General features: G+C 66.8%; 12 protein-coding genes and 2 pseudogenes. 3 read left to right on the top strand and 11 right to left on the bottom strand.

What is annotated here, in order from left to right:
- Nucleotides 1-184 precede the first annotated feature (184 nt).
- The 3 genes from ACOOHF_RS10525 to ACOOHF_RS10515 all read left to right on the top strand — a co-directional run bounded on the left by ACOOHF_RS10525 (nt 185) and on the right by ACOOHF_RS10515 (nt 1,567).
- Nucleotides 185-559 (top strand): PAS domain S-box protein, encoded by a 375-nt coding sequence (locus tag ACOOHF_RS10525; RefSeq protein ID WP_420461644.1) that lies wholly within the window; start codon nt 185-187, stop codon nt 557-559.
- Entirely contained in the window at nt 474-935 is a 462-nt protein-coding gene (locus tag ACOOHF_RS10520; RefSeq protein WP_420461643.1) for a LuxR C-terminal-related transcriptional regulator, read from the top strand. The genes ACOOHF_RS10525 and ACOOHF_RS10520 overlap by 86 nt, the downstream gene beginning before the upstream one ends.
- Nucleotides 936-1,141: 206 nt before the next feature.
- A complete protein-coding gene (locus ACOOHF_RS10515) occupies nt 1,142-1,567 on the top strand; it encodes a hypothetical protein (RefSeq protein WP_420461642.1) in 426 nt (141 codons plus the stop codon).
- A gap of 105 nt (nt 1,568-1,672) precedes the next feature.
- Here ACOOHF_RS10515 and ACOOHF_RS10510 read toward each other — a convergent pair whose 3' ends face one another.
- From ACOOHF_RS10510 to ACOOHF_RS10460, 11 genes and pseudogenes are all read right to left on the bottom strand, one after another.
- Nucleotides 1,673-3,265, bottom strand: coding sequence for an acyl--CoA ligase family protein (locus ACOOHF_RS10510; protein WP_420461641.1), 1,593 nt, complete (start codon nt 3,263-3,265; stop codon nt 1,673-1,675).
- Nucleotides 3,266-3,287: 22 nt separating this feature from the next.
- Entirely contained in the window at nt 3,288-5,942 is a 2,655-nt protein-coding gene (locus ACOOHF_RS10505) for a CehA/McbA family metallohydrolase (protein ID WP_420461640.1), read from the bottom strand.
- 100 nt (nt 5,943-6,042) lie between these two features.
- Nucleotides 6,043-7,194, bottom strand: coding sequence for a carboxypeptidase-like regulatory domain-containing protein (locus ACOOHF_RS10500; protein ID WP_420461639.1), 1,152 nt, complete (start codon nt 7,192-7,194; stop codon nt 6,043-6,045).
- A complete protein-coding gene (locus ACOOHF_RS10495; protein ID WP_420461638.1) occupies nt 7,191-8,297 on the bottom strand; it encodes a 6-bladed beta-propeller in 1,107 nt (368 codons plus the stop codon). Before ACOOHF_RS10495 ends, ACOOHF_RS10500 begins: the two co-directional genes overlap by 4 nt.
- Nucleotides 8,298-8,314: 17 nt before the next feature.
- Nucleotides 8,315-9,469: a carboxypeptidase-like regulatory domain-containing protein gene (locus tag ACOOHF_RS10490; RefSeq protein WP_420461637.1), complete on the bottom strand. Its 1,155-nt coding sequence runs from the start codon at nt 9,467-9,469 to the stop codon at nt 8,315-8,317.
- A 63-nt stretch (nt 9,470-9,532) separates the two neighbouring features.
- Nucleotides 9,533-10,660, bottom strand: a complete 1,128-nt coding sequence (locus ACOOHF_RS10485) for a hypothetical protein (protein ID WP_420461636.1) — start codon at nt 10,658-10,660, stop codon at nt 9,533-9,535.
- A gap of 37 nt (nt 10,661-10,697) precedes the next feature.
- A complete protein-coding gene (locus ACOOHF_RS10480; protein ID WP_420461635.1) occupies nt 10,698-11,018 on the bottom strand; it encodes a GYD domain-containing protein in 321 nt (106 codons plus the stop codon).
- A gap of 501 nt (nt 11,019-11,519) precedes the next feature.
- On the bottom strand, nt 11,520-12,620 hold the full coding sequence (locus ACOOHF_RS10475; protein WP_420461634.1) for an Ig-like domain-containing protein: 1,101 nt from the start codon (nt 12,618-12,620) through the stop codon (nt 11,520-11,522).
- Nucleotides 12,621-12,931: 311 nt separating this feature from the next.
- Nucleotides 12,932-14,012: pseudogene (locus ACOOHF_RS10470) on the bottom strand (IS3 family transposase).
- A 101-nt stretch (nt 14,013-14,113) separates the two neighbouring features.
- Nucleotides 14,114-14,323, bottom strand: a pseudogene (locus ACOOHF_RS10465) (site-specific integrase); the annotation flags it as partial.
- 78 nt (nt 14,324-14,401) lie between these two features.
- Nucleotides 14,402-16,435 carry an ankyrin repeat domain-containing protein gene (locus tag ACOOHF_RS10460; protein WP_420461633.1) on the bottom strand — a complete coding sequence of 678 codons (2,034 nt, stop codon included), beginning with the start codon at nt 16,433-16,435 and terminating at the stop codon, nt 14,402-14,404.

The raw sequence follows: 16,435 nt of genomic DNA, 5'->3' as shown, positions 1-16,435 counted from the left end.
TCGTGGGCACATACAGACTGGACCCGTTAAGTTGTTTCTACTTATTTCCCCCTATATGGGGGGGGGCGCTGCCGCTTTGCAGCCCCTATTTCCGACGGTGCAAAATTTGACAAGTCGTCGGAATGCATATCTCAGTTCACGACACTTTCACTGCGTCAGATAACACTTTAGCGACATTTGACTAGTGGGTAGGACTTTGGCAGCCCCGGTCGTGTGGGAAGGCACCTTGCCCCTCCGGGAACCGAAGCCTACTGCTCTCCCGGGTTACCTGCTGACGAAACTGCATTGGAACCGGATTGTCGTGCTTACGGATAGGGACTACAGAGCCGTTTTTGAGGCATCGCCGGACGCGATGCTCATCGTGGATGCGAACGGCGTGATCCGGGACCTCAACCCGCAGGCCATCGCGATGTTCGGATGGAGCCGCGAAGAGATGGAGGACTCGGGCGTGGAACGGCTGGTTCCCGCCCGGGATGGACGGAGTCCATGCGACCCGGCGCATCACCGAACCTGGATTCGGAGCGAAGGTCCTGGTTGTGACGATCCACGACGAGGATGAGTACCTTGTACCCGCCCTCAACGCCGGCGCGGCAGGTTTTCTGAACAAATCCGCCGCCGACACCGATCTCATCGGAGCCGTGGAAGCCATCGCACGCGGGCACTCCTACCTGCCCCGGCACGCGGCTGCCCTGCTCGCGCGGCGGAAGGCGCAAGGCGCCTCGAGCCACAAATCCGGATCCGAAGTGCTCTCGTCGCGCGAGCTTACTGCGATCGAGCTGTACGCGAGCGGCTTTTCGGCCAAGGAGACGGGCAAGGAGATGTTTCTCAGTCCCAAGACCGTGGAGGGCTATCTCGCCCGCGCCAAGGCGAAGCTGGGCTTGCACACTCGGCGCGACATCGTGCGCTTCGCTCTCGAGGCCGGGGTCCGCCGGTAGTGGTGTCTCCGGCATGGCTTGGGGGTGGATTCCCCTCACGAATTGCAGGGTTTTCCCTCTATGGAGGACTGGCATGCTCTGCCGATTATTGGAGTGCCGGTCCGGACCGCCGAAGGGTCTTGAACGGCCCCGGGGCTCGCAAGACCGGTGCATATGGAGTTCGTTCGAGGTTGTATCGATGTTCACTTCGACGCGGGAGTGGTACGATGGGATTGCAGCGAGACGTTGCGGGAAAGCGGCTTCGACCGCTGCATGGGATGGAAGGCCTGATGCTGTTGGTTGCTGTTCTGGTCTTACTCGGTGTCGTGCTGATCGAGGAAGCGTGTAGCAATGACACCAACCTCGCCGGTCCCGAATGGGAACCCGAGACCGAAGTGCCGTTTCTGGCGGAATCGTTCGACACAGAACCTGTCACGTTCACCGATGGCGGAACGTTGACAGGACCGGATAAGCGGTTCTACGAGATCAGCGCTTCCGTACTGGAGTTCGGTGGCTATTGGATGGACGATGACGGGAACATGGTCGTAGCGCTCGCGGACCTGTCGAAGCAGACTGCGGTCGCGAATATCACGCGGTCGGAGCTAGCTGACGAGATCTCCGTAGTGATGGCTGGCAGGGCTCAACCTCCGTAGGCCTCGCCGAGGTCAGCCTTGACCATCAGGCCCCGCCCGGGGGGTGAAGCTTCTCGCGGGCGCGGGCCGGGGTCAGGTACCTGTGCCGCTGGAGCCAGCCGCGCGTCAGTTGATGCGTTTGTCGCGGCCGGCCCACTCGCGGTCGCGGAGGACGTACTTCTGGACCTTGCCGGTGGAGGTCTTGGGCAGGACGCCGAACTCGATCGCGTCGGGGCACTTGAAGTGGGCGATCCGCTCACGGCAGAAGTCGATGACCTCCCGCTCCGTGGCGTCGGCTCCCGGTTTCAGCGTGACGAACGCCTTGGGCCGTTCACCCCATTCGTCGTGCGGGATGGCGATGACGGCGCATTCCAGCACGGCCGGGTGGCGGGCGACGGTCTGCTCGACTTCGATGGTCGAGATGTTCTCGCCGCCGGAGATGATGATGTCCTTGGCCCGGTCCCGGAGTTCGACGTAGCCGTCGGGGTGCCACACGGCGAGGTCGCCGGAGTGGAACCAGCCCCCGCGGAACGCCTCGGCGGTGGCCTCGGGCTGCGCGAAGTAGCCCTTCATGACGATGTTCCCGCGCATCACGACCTCGCCCATGGTGGCGGCGTCCTTCGGCACATCCCGGCCCTCTTGGTCGACCACCCGCATCAGATCGGATGTGACGAACCCCTGCCCCTGTCGTGCGAGGAGCTGTGCCTGTTCCTCGGCCGGACGGTCGTCCCATTCCGCGTGCCAGGCACAGGTGGCCGTGGGCCCGTAGGTCTCGGTCAGACCGTAGGCGTGGATCGGCTGGAAGTTGAGTGCTCGCAGCTGCTCGAGCAGCGTCGGAGAGGGGGGCGCCCCGGCGATCATCGTTCGGACGGGGTGCTCCAGCCGCCGGGCGCCAGGGTGGTTGACGAGCATGATCTGGACGGTCGGCGCCCCGTTGTAGTGCGTGACACCCTCCGACTCGATCAGCTCCCAGACGCGGTCGGGGTCGACCTCCCTCAGACAAACGTGCGTGCCCGCCACGGCGGTCACCGCCCAGGTGAAGCACCAGCCGTTGCAGTGGAACATCGGGAGCGTCCACAGATAGACGGCGCCGGGCGTCATCTCCATCTCGATCAACTCGCCGAGCGCGTTCAGATACGCGCCGCGATGCGTATACACGACGCCCTTGGGGCGGCCCGTCGTCCCCGAGGTGTAGTTCATCGAGATATGGTCTTCCTCGTCCGCCGGGCCGGCCGCGAGCGGGGGCGGCTCCGCCGAGCCGGCAGCCGAGCCGAGAAACGCCTCGTAGGGGTCTTCCGGGGCGCCGGTATCGTCGATCCGCACCGGCGACACGCCGTCGCCCGCGAGCGCGTCCTCGTCGATGAGTCCCGCGAGCGCCCGGTCCACGAACAGGTATCGCGCGCCGCTATGCTCCAGGATGTAGGCGATCTCGGCCGCGGCGAGCCGCGTGTTGATGGCGACCAGCACGCCGCCCGCGGCCGGCACCCCGTAATGCGCCTCGAGCAGCGGCGGCGTGTTCGGCGACAGGAACGCGACCCGGTCGCCCGGCTCGAGCCCGGCGCCGAGCAGCCCCGCCGCCAGCCGCCGCACGCGAAGCTCGAACTCCCGGTAGGAGTAGCTCCGGTCGCCGTGCACGACCGCGGTCTTGTCGGGGTACACGAACGCGCTCCGCCGCAGGAAGTCGAGCGGCGTGAGTTCGGTCCGGTCCGGGCTCCTCACGGGCTGCCCTGCCCCGCTCCGCTCAGTCGCCACCGGCTTCGGAGGCTTCGGACAGCAGCCGCCGGTACACCTCGCGCGCTTCCTCGAACTGGCCGTACACATGGTCCTGCTCGGACTGGGAGCGCCAGCCCGGCCACTGCCTCGCCTGACGCTCGAGTTCGTCGATCCAGTCGAGCCCGTACTGCGCGCCCGCCGCGTCACGGATCGCCACCCCGCCGACGGTGAACCAGACCGGATTCGTGAACCCCTGCGGGTAGGCCGCGTCGAGCGGGAACCGTTCCGCCGGCTCGCCCTCGGCCCGCAGGTGCATCCAGCCGCTCCCGTCGATCTCCACCTCCCCCGAGAACGAGGCCGACTTGCGGTCGTCCGAAAGTTCGAGGTCGAGGGCATCCTCGCCGTCGCGCACCAGCCACGCCCGCGTGAGCGGCACGACCGACCGCACGCTCGCCTCGACCCCCACGCTCGTCGCGTCCGCGCCGAGATCCACCACCGAACCCGGGATCGCGCCCTCCACGGTGAGTTCGACGAGCGGCCCGTTGGTCACGAACGCGGCCGCGCCCCGCAGTCCCTCGTACCAGCCCTCGGCCGTCCGGCGTCCGTCCGGCGTCCGTACGTACGTCCGCATCGCGCCCAGAAGCGGCGTCGCCTGCAGGTTGCTGATCGAATCCTCGCCCCCCGTCGCGCACACGCGCACGTCGTTGCTCCACAGCGCGTAGATCGGGAAGAATCCGGCCCGCTCCGCCGAGGACCACTCGAGCGCGTCGCTCGTCCCCAGCACGGCGTCGACCATGAACCCCTTCCCGCCCATGAGGCCGACCGCGAGCGGGTCCATGTCCCCGAAGTAGGGGTGGACGTACCCGGTCGTCGCGCCCTGAGCCTTGGCCTTCCGCATCATGTCGGTGTTCGACGGATAGAGGCTCTCGATCGCCGTCCCCTCGTACCCCGTCGTGAACGGCGAGATGAGGTGGTCGCGCAGCCCGAGCATGAACACGTGGCCGTAGAACGGCGGCCGGTACTCCTGCCCCACCACGACGACGAGATCCTCCGTCGACACGGGGTGCGCCCCGCCTCCGGGCACGAAGAACTGGTGATCCAGGATCCGGTTGTCCTTGTTCGCCACTTGCTCGTTCACGATGTCCTGGTCCTCCGCCTCGGACATGAACATGAGGTTCTCGAGCGTGTTGTGGAGGTTCCCCGCGTAGTTCATGTGGACGTGCGTCGAGCCGTTGTGCCAGCCGTCCGCCGAGAGATCCGCGAACCGGTGCAGCGTGATGGCCAGATCCACCGTTTCGCCCGCCTCGATCGCCACCTTCATGCGCTGGGGCTCGATCTCGAAGCCCTTCACGACCGTGAGGTCCGCTTCGCCCGGCGGGAGCGCGACCGTGAACGTTCCATCGGTGTGGAAGGCCGGATAGCCCCCGCGCTGGCCGATGCGCGCGTACTCGTCGGCGGGCGCGTGGTACTTCCCGTCCCCGCCGAGCAGCGTCACGCGGGCCGGCACCGGACCCCGTCCGCTCGCGTCGGTGCGTACCGTCACGGAGAGCGTGCCCGTCGGCCCCGCGTACTCGCGCTCGCCGATCTCGATCCGCCGCCGCCGCCCGCCGTACGTCTCGATCAACTCGAGTTGCGGGAGGCCGTCCTCGTTCGTGATGTAGGCGATCGCCTCGCCGTCGGGCGACCAGCGCGGGTGGAACGCGTCGTGCTCGAAGAAGGTGAGCTTGTACGGCTCCCCGCCCTCGGTCGGCTGCACGTAGAGGTTGTTGAACTGGTCCGCGGCCCCCGCCGTCGACGAGTACACGAAGCGGTGTCCGTCCATGGAGACGTCCGGCCGGGTGCGGTAGAGGGTCTGCTCCCGCAGCACCGTCGTCGCCTCCCGGATCCCGTCCGCGCGCGCCGGCACCCGGATCACGTTCCCCGAGCCGAGCGGGACGTCGCGGTTCGAGACGAGGAGGAGTGCCTCGCCGTCCGGCATCCACGCGGGCGACAGGTGCATGTCCATGGGCCCGAAGTAGAGCCGGTTGTTGCCGTAGTCGTTGTCGCTGGTGACCGCGATCTCGGGGCCCGCCCAGTCGCCGTCCGCGACCGCCCGGATGTAGACGTTGAAGAAGCCGTTGGGCGCGCTCGACACGTACGCGATGCGGCTACCGTCCGGGGAGAACACGGGGTCCGCGTACACGAAATCGTCGTCCGTCAGCGCCCGCGTCTCGCCGCTCTCGGTGTCGAGCATCTCGAGCTGGATCCGTTCGCCGCCGTGGTCCGCCGTGTATGCAATCCAGCGGCCATCGGGAGAATAGGAGGGGGATGAATGGTACGTGCCCCCGCGCGTGAGTTCGGTGGCGTCGCCCGTCTCCACATCCACTTCCCAGACGGAACCGGCCATCCCTATCGCGATGGAGGCGCCGTCGGGCGACCAGGTCGGGAACCACGGCGTCGTGCCGGGCGCCGGCGGCAGGTAGTAGTTGTGCATGTAGTTGCCGCCGTGCCGCACGCCGGGATACCCGCCGAACTCGGGCGGCGGCTCCTCGGCGAGGACGGGCGTCACGGGCCGGGCCGAAGACGACTCCAGCGGACCGGGTTCGCCCGCGACGCCGGGCGCGCCGTCACCGGGCTCGCAGGCGACCGCGAGTCCGGCGGACAGGAAAGAGAAAAGGAGGACGGGAGCGGGGCCGATACGCATGGCAGCTCGCAGGCTCGGAGGATCGGTAAACGGAGCCCCCAACTTGCCCCGCGCCAACCGCCGCGCGCAACGCGGCCGGCGTGTCCCCCGGAGACCCTCCCTACGGCGGGATGATCGCGAGAACCTCCCCGCTGAGCGTGATCGGATAGGCCCGGGGCCAGACCGACACCCCTTCTCGATACGCTGTTCCGGCCCGAAAGCCGAGGACAGGCCGGTCGATCGACCACTCGCTGATCAACCACCGATCGTCCATGTCGGGGATCTTCGCGAAGCGAAGCACGCCGCCGAAGTGGGACTCGTTTATCTGCACGCGGCTGAAACTCATGCGTGAAGCGTCGGGATAGCGACCCTGAAACCACAACCGCAACCAGGGCACCAGGTGCTCGCGCACCCACGGGCGCAAGGACGTGTAACGGAATTCCAGTTCCCGCGGCCCGCCAGGGACCGTATCGATCCACAGGACGCCCTCGACATCGACGACGTCCCTTCCCGGCTTCGGTTCGAACCCCAGCCCGACCGTCCCCTTATCCTCGCTCTCAACCGGACGCAGACAGTGGGTTGCAAGAAATCCCGGCGCGACGAGCGCGTCCCCGTCCGGAGCGTAGAACGTGGTCAGCGTGTCGACGACGCCGGCATACCCGCGTGCCACGAGGTGCTCCGGCGACGCGTTGCTCAGGGCCTTCGGCACGTCAACGGTCAAGGTGTCCCACCCACGCCGGAAGGTACCGCGTTTCCAGATCGTTTTGGGCTGGACGATCCACATCCGGAGCGTACCGAGATCCTCGGTGTGGGAGACCGTGGCGAGGATCGGGAGCATGGATTCGTAGAGCGCGAAGGCCCGCTCGCGCTCCTCTGCGGTCGTGGGGCAGACGTTCTCCTCCGAGACCGAGAGTTCCGGGAGCGGAATCGGCTCCACGGGTATGTCCAGCCGCAGCGCCCGCCACTCCGACGTCCACTCGACGTGGAGAGTGTCGGAAGCCCACGACCGATAGCCGATGCGCCCCACCAAGAGGCGATACACCCCTGCCGGCGGCATGGGCAGGCTGAACGCGCCTCGCGCGTCCGAGAGCGCTTCGGCGAAGACACTGTCGGCCGGATCGACGAGTCTGATATGCGCGCCTTCGACGGGTGCCCCGCTGCCTTCGGTGAGGAGGAGTCCCGACAGGCGCACGCCGACCTCTTGGGCCGGGAGTTGAGCCGCGAACGAGAGAGCGAGAAGCGCGAGTCCGAGGCCTGCGGAACGGTTCGTCAACGTCCGATGATCTTCATGTTCATTATGCGGAACACGGGCACATACCCGCCCATGTAATGCGGACCGCCGACCAGTCCCGGTCCAAGATAATGATCGTACAGTTCGTCGAAGCGCGCTCGCGCGACCACCCGTTTGGCCTCGAGGTCGATCACCTCGATCATCGAATCGTAGCGGAGGGGGTCGTCTTCGAGCTCCGGAGACGCCCGCGTCCAGTTCGGATCGATGAGCCATGTGAGGACCCAGAGCAGCCCGTCATCTTCCAGGATGTCGCTCATCAGGGGTGGCGGCCTGCCGACGCCATGGGCCCCCGAACGAAGCTCGGCCTCCGACGGCTCAGGGAACCAGTCGGGTTCACGCCGGATCTCCTCGATCGGTTCCCGAGAAGCGGGTGACCGACGCTGGATCCAGTAGTGTGCCAAGCGGCCCACCCACAGAGTTCCATCACCTCCATCGGAGATGACGCTGATGTCGTCATAAGGTTCCGATGGCGGAACCTCTCCCGTCTCCGACCCAAGGGAGTGGACTCTCCGCCCCCGGGCGTCAATTTGGTGGATCGGCCACCCGGCGAGTCCCGGAACGCCCTCCATATGCGAAATCATATAGAAATGACCCGGATTCCACGCTACTGCGATCGGGTCTACTCCCTGGGGACGGATCTTGAGGGGGGCGGATCGGACCAACTCGTGGTCGGGACTGAACACACTCATCCGCATGCTGAACCGGTCAAGCACGAACAGAGAATCCGCCGATCCAACGACGATGCCATTGATTCCCCTGAACTCGCCGGGACCCTCTCCCTCACGCCCGATCGTCCTGCGGAAGGCGCCGTCCGCTTCGTATACCTTGATCTCCGTCGAGAAGTGCTCGCGCAGATAGATCCGCCCACGCGAATCGACGGCCGAAAACGAGTGTCCACCGAGGAAATCGATCGCGCCGGGCCCCTCTCCGTCGCCGAGGCGAACACGCTCGGTCAGTTCCACGGTACAGGCGGGACAGGCGACGTCGTCGGGGATCCATGTGACACCCACCTCCTGAGCGCCAAGCGCGTACGTGGCAGTACACAGACTGCCGAGGGCGACTGCAACAGCCCTTCGCAGGGGCATGGGAACCCTCCATTGGGCTATGGCGGGATGAGGGCGAGAACCTCCCCGGCGAACTCGAGCGGATACGTCGTAGGCCAGACCTGGCCGCGGGAACCAGCCGAAAAATAGCCGCGATGATAGAGAACGGGGCGGAGAATCCGCCACTCGCGGATCAGCCATCGATCCGGCGTGATACGCTCGAAGCTAAGGACGCCGCCGAAGCGGGACTCATCTCCAATCTGGATTCGGCTGAAGTTGACGCGGCCATGGCGGGACTCTATCCAGAGCCGCAACGCCGGCTCCAGGTGCTTTCGCACGAACGGGCGCACGGACGTGTACTGGAACTCCAGTTCCCGCGGCCCGCCGGCAATCGTGTCGATCCACAGGACGCCTTCGACATCGACGACTTCCCGTCCGGGCTTCGGTTCGAACCCCAGCCCGACGGTCGCCTCATCCTCGCTCTCGACCGGCCGCAGGCAATGCGTGGCCAGAAAACCCGGTGCCGCCAACGCGTCCCCGTCCGGGGCATAGAACGCGGTCATCGTGTCGACCACATGGGCGTACCCATGCGCTACGAGGTGCTCCGGCGACGCGTTGTACAAGGACTTTGATACGACGACCGTCGTCGTGTCCCGTGAAAATAGGTACGTGCCGCCGCGGTAGTACACCTTGCTCGGTCGTACCATCCGCATTTGCAGGGTGCCGAGGTCCGCGGTGTGCGACACCGTGGCGAGGATGGGGAGGACCGATTCGTAGAGTGCGAAGGCTCGCTCGCGCTGCTCGGGAGTGGTTGGACAGACGTTCTCCGCCGAGACCGACAGTTCCGGGAGCGGAATCGGCTCCACGGGTATGTCCAGCCGCAGCGACCGCGACTCCGATGCCCAGTCGACGTGGAGGGTGTCGGAGGCCCACGATCGATAGCCGATGCGCGCCACCAGGAGGCGATACACCCCTGCCGGCGGCATGGGCAGGCTGAACGAGCCTCGCGCATCCGAGAGCGCTTCGGCCAGAACGACTTCGCCCGGATCGACCAGTCGCACATGCGCGCCTTCGACGGGCGCACCGCTGCCTTCGGTGAGGAGAAGCCCCGACAGGCGGCGAATCTCCTCCTGGGCCCCGAGGGGAAGCGCGAGCAGCGCGAGGCCAAGACTCGCGACACTCATCGTCAGGACTGCACGGTGTCTTCGGTCCACAGGCGATCTCCGGAAGCCGTTAGGTGCTAGACGCTCACGGGTCCGGAAACGTCACTCTTGAGGCTAGCGGAGAATCCGCCGCACCTCGATCGTCTGCACGTCGAACTCGTTCCAGGCAAGAACCGCCGCGATGTCCCCATCGACGGCGAGCACGCTGACTTCATCCGGCGAACGTACGCGCATGACCTGCGTGCCTTCGGGGGAGTACACGGTCCATGTCGGAGTGGAGTCACGAACCCCACCGTAGTCGAGCACCCAGATGGCACCGAGGCCCGTCGTCCGGAGTGCACTCAGGGAACGGCGACCCGACCAGCCGTACGGCGGAAAGTGCTCGGGAACCGGCATCCGTCCCTCGTCCAGCGCCTTCCGCATGAGCTCCGAACCCCGCGACTTCACGAGCTCGACGTCAGCCTGCGTGACAGGGACGGGTTCGGGAAGAGGATCCGGCAGCAGGACCCCGAGGGATTCTCCGTGTTGGTCGAAGATGGCGACGGCGTGGTTCACGTTGTCCATGACGTAGTACCGTCCGCCGAGCACATCCACCACGCCGTCGCGCCCGAAAACGGCCGAAGTCATCTGCTCCCCTCCGCGTCCGAAGGGTTCCGCATAGCTGTCGGACGTGACGAACGAGCCCAGACTGTCCGTGAATGCCCCGTTCGCGTCATATGTCATGAGTACGTACACGGCTCGCCGGACCGTCGGTTCGCGCACCGGATCGAAGTTGAATTGGTGGAGTCCTAAAAGACTGGAACCGTCGGGGAAGAGGCCGACGAACGACATGAAGTTGTATGGCTCGACGGGTTCGATCGTTGTCGAACCATGAAACTCCCCATCGGTTCCAAACGCACTCAGGCGGAGCAGACCCCGGTCCCAGACGTAGAGCCTGTCCCCGACTCTGTGTGGACGCCCGACTCTCTGGAACTCTCCGGGCCCCTCGCCCTCTCCGCCGACGCTATGGAGGAGTTCGCCCGTCGTGCGGGAATAGAAGCGAAGCGTAAGGGAAGTCCGGTCCGTCAGGACGAGCGTATCGCCCAGAAAGAGCGCCCCGACGATCCCGTGCAGGGGGTCATCGGTCTCATCGCCGATGACCGCGAGCGGCACCCTGTCCAGGCGCGCCGTCGCTTCGGCCGGGTTGGTGGCTACATCCCTTTCACCGGAGCACGCCGCCACGGCCCACAGCGCGAAGACCACGGGCGGAAGAACACCCCTAACCACGAGTATTTGGGCGTCAGGCTCCGGGAAGGCGGTAGGAGACGCCCTGGGCGACGGCCTCGTCCACCGTCTCGGCGTCGAGCAGCACCGTCACGTTGACGGTGAGGGCTCCGGCCGCGGCGATGTTGAGCGACAGCGACAGGGCGGCGGTCTCGTCGGGAAGATCGGTGATGAGATAGAGGTCGTTCTCGCCGAAGGCGTAGTAGAAGCCTTCCAAGGTGCCGCCCACGCTCTCGACGGTCTGCCGCAGCGCCTCGCGGCGCCCGGTGCCTCCCTCGGCGATCAGACCCTTCAGACCGGACCGCGTGTAGCTCGTCCGGAACATGTACTTGGCCATGGTTCTCCGTGTCGGTGTGGTGTTGGTCTGGTTGGCAGGCTCGCTGCGGTCAGCAGGTCAGGCAGTTGTTGTTGCCTTGTCAAGATTCGAGAGGGTCGCATCGATGGATGCGAGGGCCGTAGATTCGCGTAAGCCGTTGTCTCATAAGGGGTACCACCATTGTCCGGGTCTCGTGAATCGCGCAAGATAACTGTCAACGATTGCCATTTATATTGTTCGGGTGCCTTAAGTCCTTGCCGTTCCGAGCTTTCCGCGTTTCGGAGGAGCCCCTCGCACTCGTCCACGTCGCACTCGTCTCCCTCCGTTTGCTGGGTACCCGTTGCTTGGAAAAGTAACCCCGCCTCGGTTCTCTCGCCCTCCCGGCACCCATGAGGCGTTCCGGCCCGTTTCGGAGGTTACCGGGCGGCGGTTCGGCGGAGGATGATGAGCGGGTCCAGAAACACGAAATCCCCCGTCAACCCTTCCGAGGCTGGCGGGGGATTCGGTGCGCCGTGACGTGGTTTAGTTGTCGCCCTCGGGGAGCGTGTACGCGTCCGCGAGGGTCAGGTCCACCGTCCACCCGATATCTCGAAGCGCGCCCAGCGTAATGGCGCTGGTGGGCGATACCTCACCCGTCTCGCGGAACCGCCGATCACAACCGCTGGACATTACCTCGCAGCCCATGACATCCTCCCGCCAGTGCCATGCGTCCAGCAGGGGCACCTTGAGGTAATCGTACTGATCGCCGCCAGCCGCGTTGAACGCCTCCACCGCAGCCTCGCCTGGGAAGTACCAAGCGGTCGAATCCCCCGCGAGGATCGCGGACCATCTTGGGCCGGTGCCGATCCCCAGGACATGGAGCATCTCGTGACGAGCGATCCGCTCAAAGTCGGCGTCGGGTGCGCGTTCCATTGCAGCCGGGTCGAAGTTCATCCGGCCAATCAACGGCAACACTCTGTCCTCTACGCGCCGAACACATGGACCGCTCAAGGCAAATCCCCGGCCATCGCTCACCGTGATGCTGATTACGAGCCCACGAATCGTCCCCTTGAAGGTGCAGAAATCAGTGTCAACGTTCGCCACGGATTCCACCACCTCCGTCCCGGCCAGTGCTTCCACGAAAAAGTCCGCCGCCTCTTGGAGCCGCGCCTTGTGCTGATCGGAAACCGAGTCCTCATAGACCAACGCGATATGAAATGGGGCGGGGGTGATCCCCGCCACACGCGCACGGTCAACGTGCACCGATACCGATTGGGATGCGGCCAGCCCGTCGGGGTCAAGCGCTCGCACGTCGATGAAGCTGTTACCCACCCCGGTAAATGTCCCGGTTACCGTGAGCAAGCTATCCTCGGCAATAGTCGCCGTGGCGAAGGTCGGGCCAGACCGTGAAAACGCCGTGAAGGTGAGGTCATCGCCATCGGGATCGGAGAAATGTTCCTTCAAGTTCACCATGAGAGATTCCTCCCGCAGTAGCACCGCGCCGGGTATGCTGTTCGTGACGACCGGTGCCCGATTCGCTGGCGGCGGAGGCGGCGGAGGCGGCGGCGGGTCCGGCTGGGGCGACGTGGTATCGTCGCCACACGCGGCCCAGACGAGCGCAGCCGTGAGGATGATTCGTTTCATGGAGTAACCGTTCGCGGCGGATCACGGACCCTCAGTAGTGCGCCCTCAGCACCGCACCGGGGGGCAGGTGGTGTCTCCGTGGGGTCGAGTGGGGTTGCCCCCCCCAATATTAGGGGGGGGACCGGCGCGGGAGCAAACAGAAGCCCCCGCCCGTACGAGGAGGCGAGGGGTTCAGTGGTGGGGCACTTCGTACTGGAGCTGTCCCGCTTTCACGGACGGTTAGTTTCTGTGGTTGATCGTCTCCGGTGTTGCTCCTTTCAGTCCCTCTCAGGCGCTCGGGAGAGGTTCCGGGTGTACGCCTCCGGTGCGCCTCAGGCCGCATGCTTCCTCTCGTAGTTGGCCGGCGACTCGTAGCCGAAGGCGGAGTGAAGCCTGCGCGTGTTGTAGAAGCCTTCGATGAAGCCGAACACCTCCCGCCGCGCCTCGGCCGCGGTGCGGAACGAGCGCCGCCAGATCAGCTCGCACTCCAGCGTCGCGAAGAAGCTCTCGCACATGGCGTTGTCGTAGGCGTCGCCCACCGAGCCCATGGACCGCGCGAGGGCCATCGCCAGCGCGGCCTCGACCAACTCGGTCCGCATGTGCGTCGCCATGGCCCAGCCGACGACGCGGCGGCTCCAGACGTCGAGCACGACGGCCAGATACAGCCAGCCCGCCCATGTGGGCACGTACGTGATGTCGGCCACCCACAGCCGGTCGGGCCCCGAGGCCGAGAAGTCCCGCCTCACCAGGTCCGGCGCGGGCCGGGCTTCCGTGTCCCTCTTCGTCGTCGCCGTCTTGAAGCGCCTCCTGGTCGCGCCCTCGATCCCCATCGCCCTCATCAGCCGCCCCACGCGCTTCTGGCCCACCCGCTCGCCCTCGGCCCTGAGAGCCGCGTGGATCCGCGGACGACCGTACGTCTCGCCGCTGCCGGTCCAGATGGCCTGGATCTTGTCTTGAAGTTCGTCGTCCCGCCGCGCCCGCGCCGAGGCAGGACGCCTGAGCCAGGCGTAGTAGCCGCTGGGGGAGAGACCCAGCACCCGGCACATCGCCGCCAGCGGAAACTCGGCCCGGTGCGCCTTCATGAACGCGTACCCCCGCCGGGGATCGCTCCGCTCTCCCTCGCGGGGCACCGCCGCGCAGCGGTGGTCGGGCCGCGGCTCTTTTTAGGATGTCACGCTCCATCCGGAGCCGCTTGTTCTCCCGCTTCAGGCGCGACAACTCCTTCCCCGTCTCCGTCGTCAGACCGTCTCTCCGCTCTCCCTCGTCCAGCTCCCCCTGTCTGACCCAGTTGCGGATCGTCTGCTCCGAGGGCTCGAACTCCCGCGCCAGCGACCCCGCGCTACGACCGGCACGCGCGAGTTCCACCAGCCGCTCGCGGTACTCCGGCGGATACCGCCCCGCTCTTCCCGCCACGATACACCTCCTTGGTTCCCCCAATGGAAAGGTGTCCGTGAAACCGGGGCAACTCCATCCTTCGCCGGGTTCGGTTTCCGTCCGGCTTCGCCGTAGTGGTAGACAAGCGCGGAGCGCCGGAGCAAGATCGTGCGCCGGGAGAACGGCTTCCCGTTGGGCTGGCCTTCGTCGGCCATCTCGCACAGAAAATCCGCGATGTTTTCGGGAGTGGCGTTCGCCCGTTCGATGCCTTCGGCTTCGCACCATTCCCCGAACTTCCCCCATGCCGCCGCATAGGCTTTGATCGTGTTCGGGGACTTCGCCCCTTCCATGTACCGCTTCCGTCGCTTACGGCGTTCCTCGCGTGTCATCCCTGCCTCACTTGTTGAACAATTATCCTACAAACCGTATCAACAAGTGAGGCAGTTGTCGTTGTTGTGCGAGCCCAGGCTCTCGAGGAGCGCGACCGTCTCCGGGAACGGCGAGACGCGCTGCACCGGACCGTTCGCCATGTCGGCGGTCGTCTGGCCGCGGCGGCTGACGACCGTGACGTCGCCGCCCATCTCCACGAGATAGAGGATCATCTCGTCGTCGCCCCGCGACGCCGCGTTGTGGAGCGCGGTGTAACCGCCGTGATCGCGGGCGTCGATCTCGGCCCCCAGTTCCTCGACGAGGTACCTCACGGCCGGCATCCAGCCATCGGGCGTGTGGCGGTGCGCGTTGCCGGCGAACCCTTCGCCGTAACCGACGCCGGAGGCGGCGTGCAGCGGCATTACGCCGGGCCCGCCCGGGGGCACCGCCGGGAGTCCCGACGCGTCCGGCGCGTTCGCGCGGGCCTGGTCCGCCGCCTCGGCCGCCTGGATGAGCGCCGTCCGGACATCTTCGCTGATGTTCTCGAGGTCCTCATCGGGGAACTGCCCCTGCTCCTCTTCGGGCAACTGCTCCCGGATGTCCTGGAGCAGCGTAAGCCGGTCCGGTCCGGGCAGTTCCGCGTAGGAGGAGTCCCTGAGCGCGTTCAGCGCCTGCTGGCGCAGGAACTCGTCCGGGGACAGACGCTGGCGCCGGGGGGGCGCCTTGGTCGGGATGTTCGGGTCCGCGCCGTATTCGACGAGGAGCTTCATCGCGTCGACATCCGTCGCGTACGCCGCGCGCCAGAAGGCGGTGGCGCCGTTCGTGTCGACGAGGCCGCAGTTCCGGTTGCCGCAGCCCGTATAGACCATGTACCACGGGTGCCTGGTGATCCGGTGGTCGGGATCCGCGCCGGCCTCGAGCAGCGCCCGCGCCACTTCCAGGTAGTTCGCGCGCTGGAGCGAGCGCTCCTGCGGCTGCGGGAAGCGCGTGCGCGGCTGCCAGCGGGCGTTGATCACGGCCCACAGCGGCGACACGCCGTTGAGTTCGGCGGCGATGTTCGGGTCCGCGCCCCGCTCGAGGAGGAGCAGCACGAGGTCGAACTGGCCGTTGATCCCGGCCATCACGAGCGGGCTCGTGCCGTCCGCCGCGCTGACCACATCGATGTCCGCACCGCCGTCCAGGAGGGCCACGGTCGATTCCAGGTACCCCTGACGGACCGCGTGCAACAGCGGGGTCAGGCCGCCGATCTTCTCGACCGGGGGCAGGAAGAGGCGGCTGAAGTCGCTCTCGTCCTCTTCCTCCTCCTCCTCTTCCTCGGGCAGGCCCTTTGCGTACATCTCGCGTCCCGCGCGGACGGCGGCCTGCAGCTCGGCGGGTGTCGGCGTGCGCGCCTCGTCCCCCTCTCCGGTGAAGGCTTCGATGACCTCCGTCTCACGCTGCCGCGCGAGGCGGTCGAGCTTCTCCTGCTCGAGCAGATCGATCACGTGCGACGTGATGTCGGGGTCCGCGCCCCGCTCCAGCAGCACCCGTATCGCCTCGGCCCGGTTGCCGGCGGCGGCGAAGGTGAGCGGCGTCTGACCCCACTCCGCCTCCTGCGCGTCCGGGTCCGCGCCCGCGTCGAGCAGGACGGCGACCGCCTCGGGGTTCCCGGCCGCCGCGGCCAGGTGGAGCGGCGTGGAGCCGCTGTTCCCGGTCAGGGCCATCACGTCGGACCCCGCCGCGATCAGGCTGCCCAGGATCTCCGGCGAACCCCGCCTCGCGGCGAGGTGGAGCGGCGTGTACTGCCCGATTCGCGTGACCGCCCTCACATCGGCGCCAGCGTAGACGAGCATGTCCGCCAGCTCGGCGTCGCCGCGGTCGGCTGCCCAGTGCAACGCCGTCATCCCGTCGCCCTGCGCCGCGTTGACGTCGAGTCCCTGCTGCAGCAACTCGCGCACCGTGGCGACATCGCCGCGCATCGCCGCGTCGGCGACGGGCGATTCAGGGGGCAAACCCGCGGGCGAACCCGCGGGCGCATCGTGCGGCGCCCCCGCCGACACGAGGAGCGCCGTGCAGAGGACCGCGAACCCGGATCGGAGCGTCTCCGTGCGCAC

The sequence above is a fragment of the Candidatus Palauibacter sp. genome, from assembly GCF_965216145.1.
Classification (GTDB): domain Bacteria; phylum Gemmatimonadota; class Gemmatimonadetes; order Palauibacterales; family Palauibacteraceae; genus Palauibacter.
The sequence above is the reverse complement of the archived record's forward strand: the minus strand, read 5'-3'. Positions and strand labels throughout refer to the sequence as shown.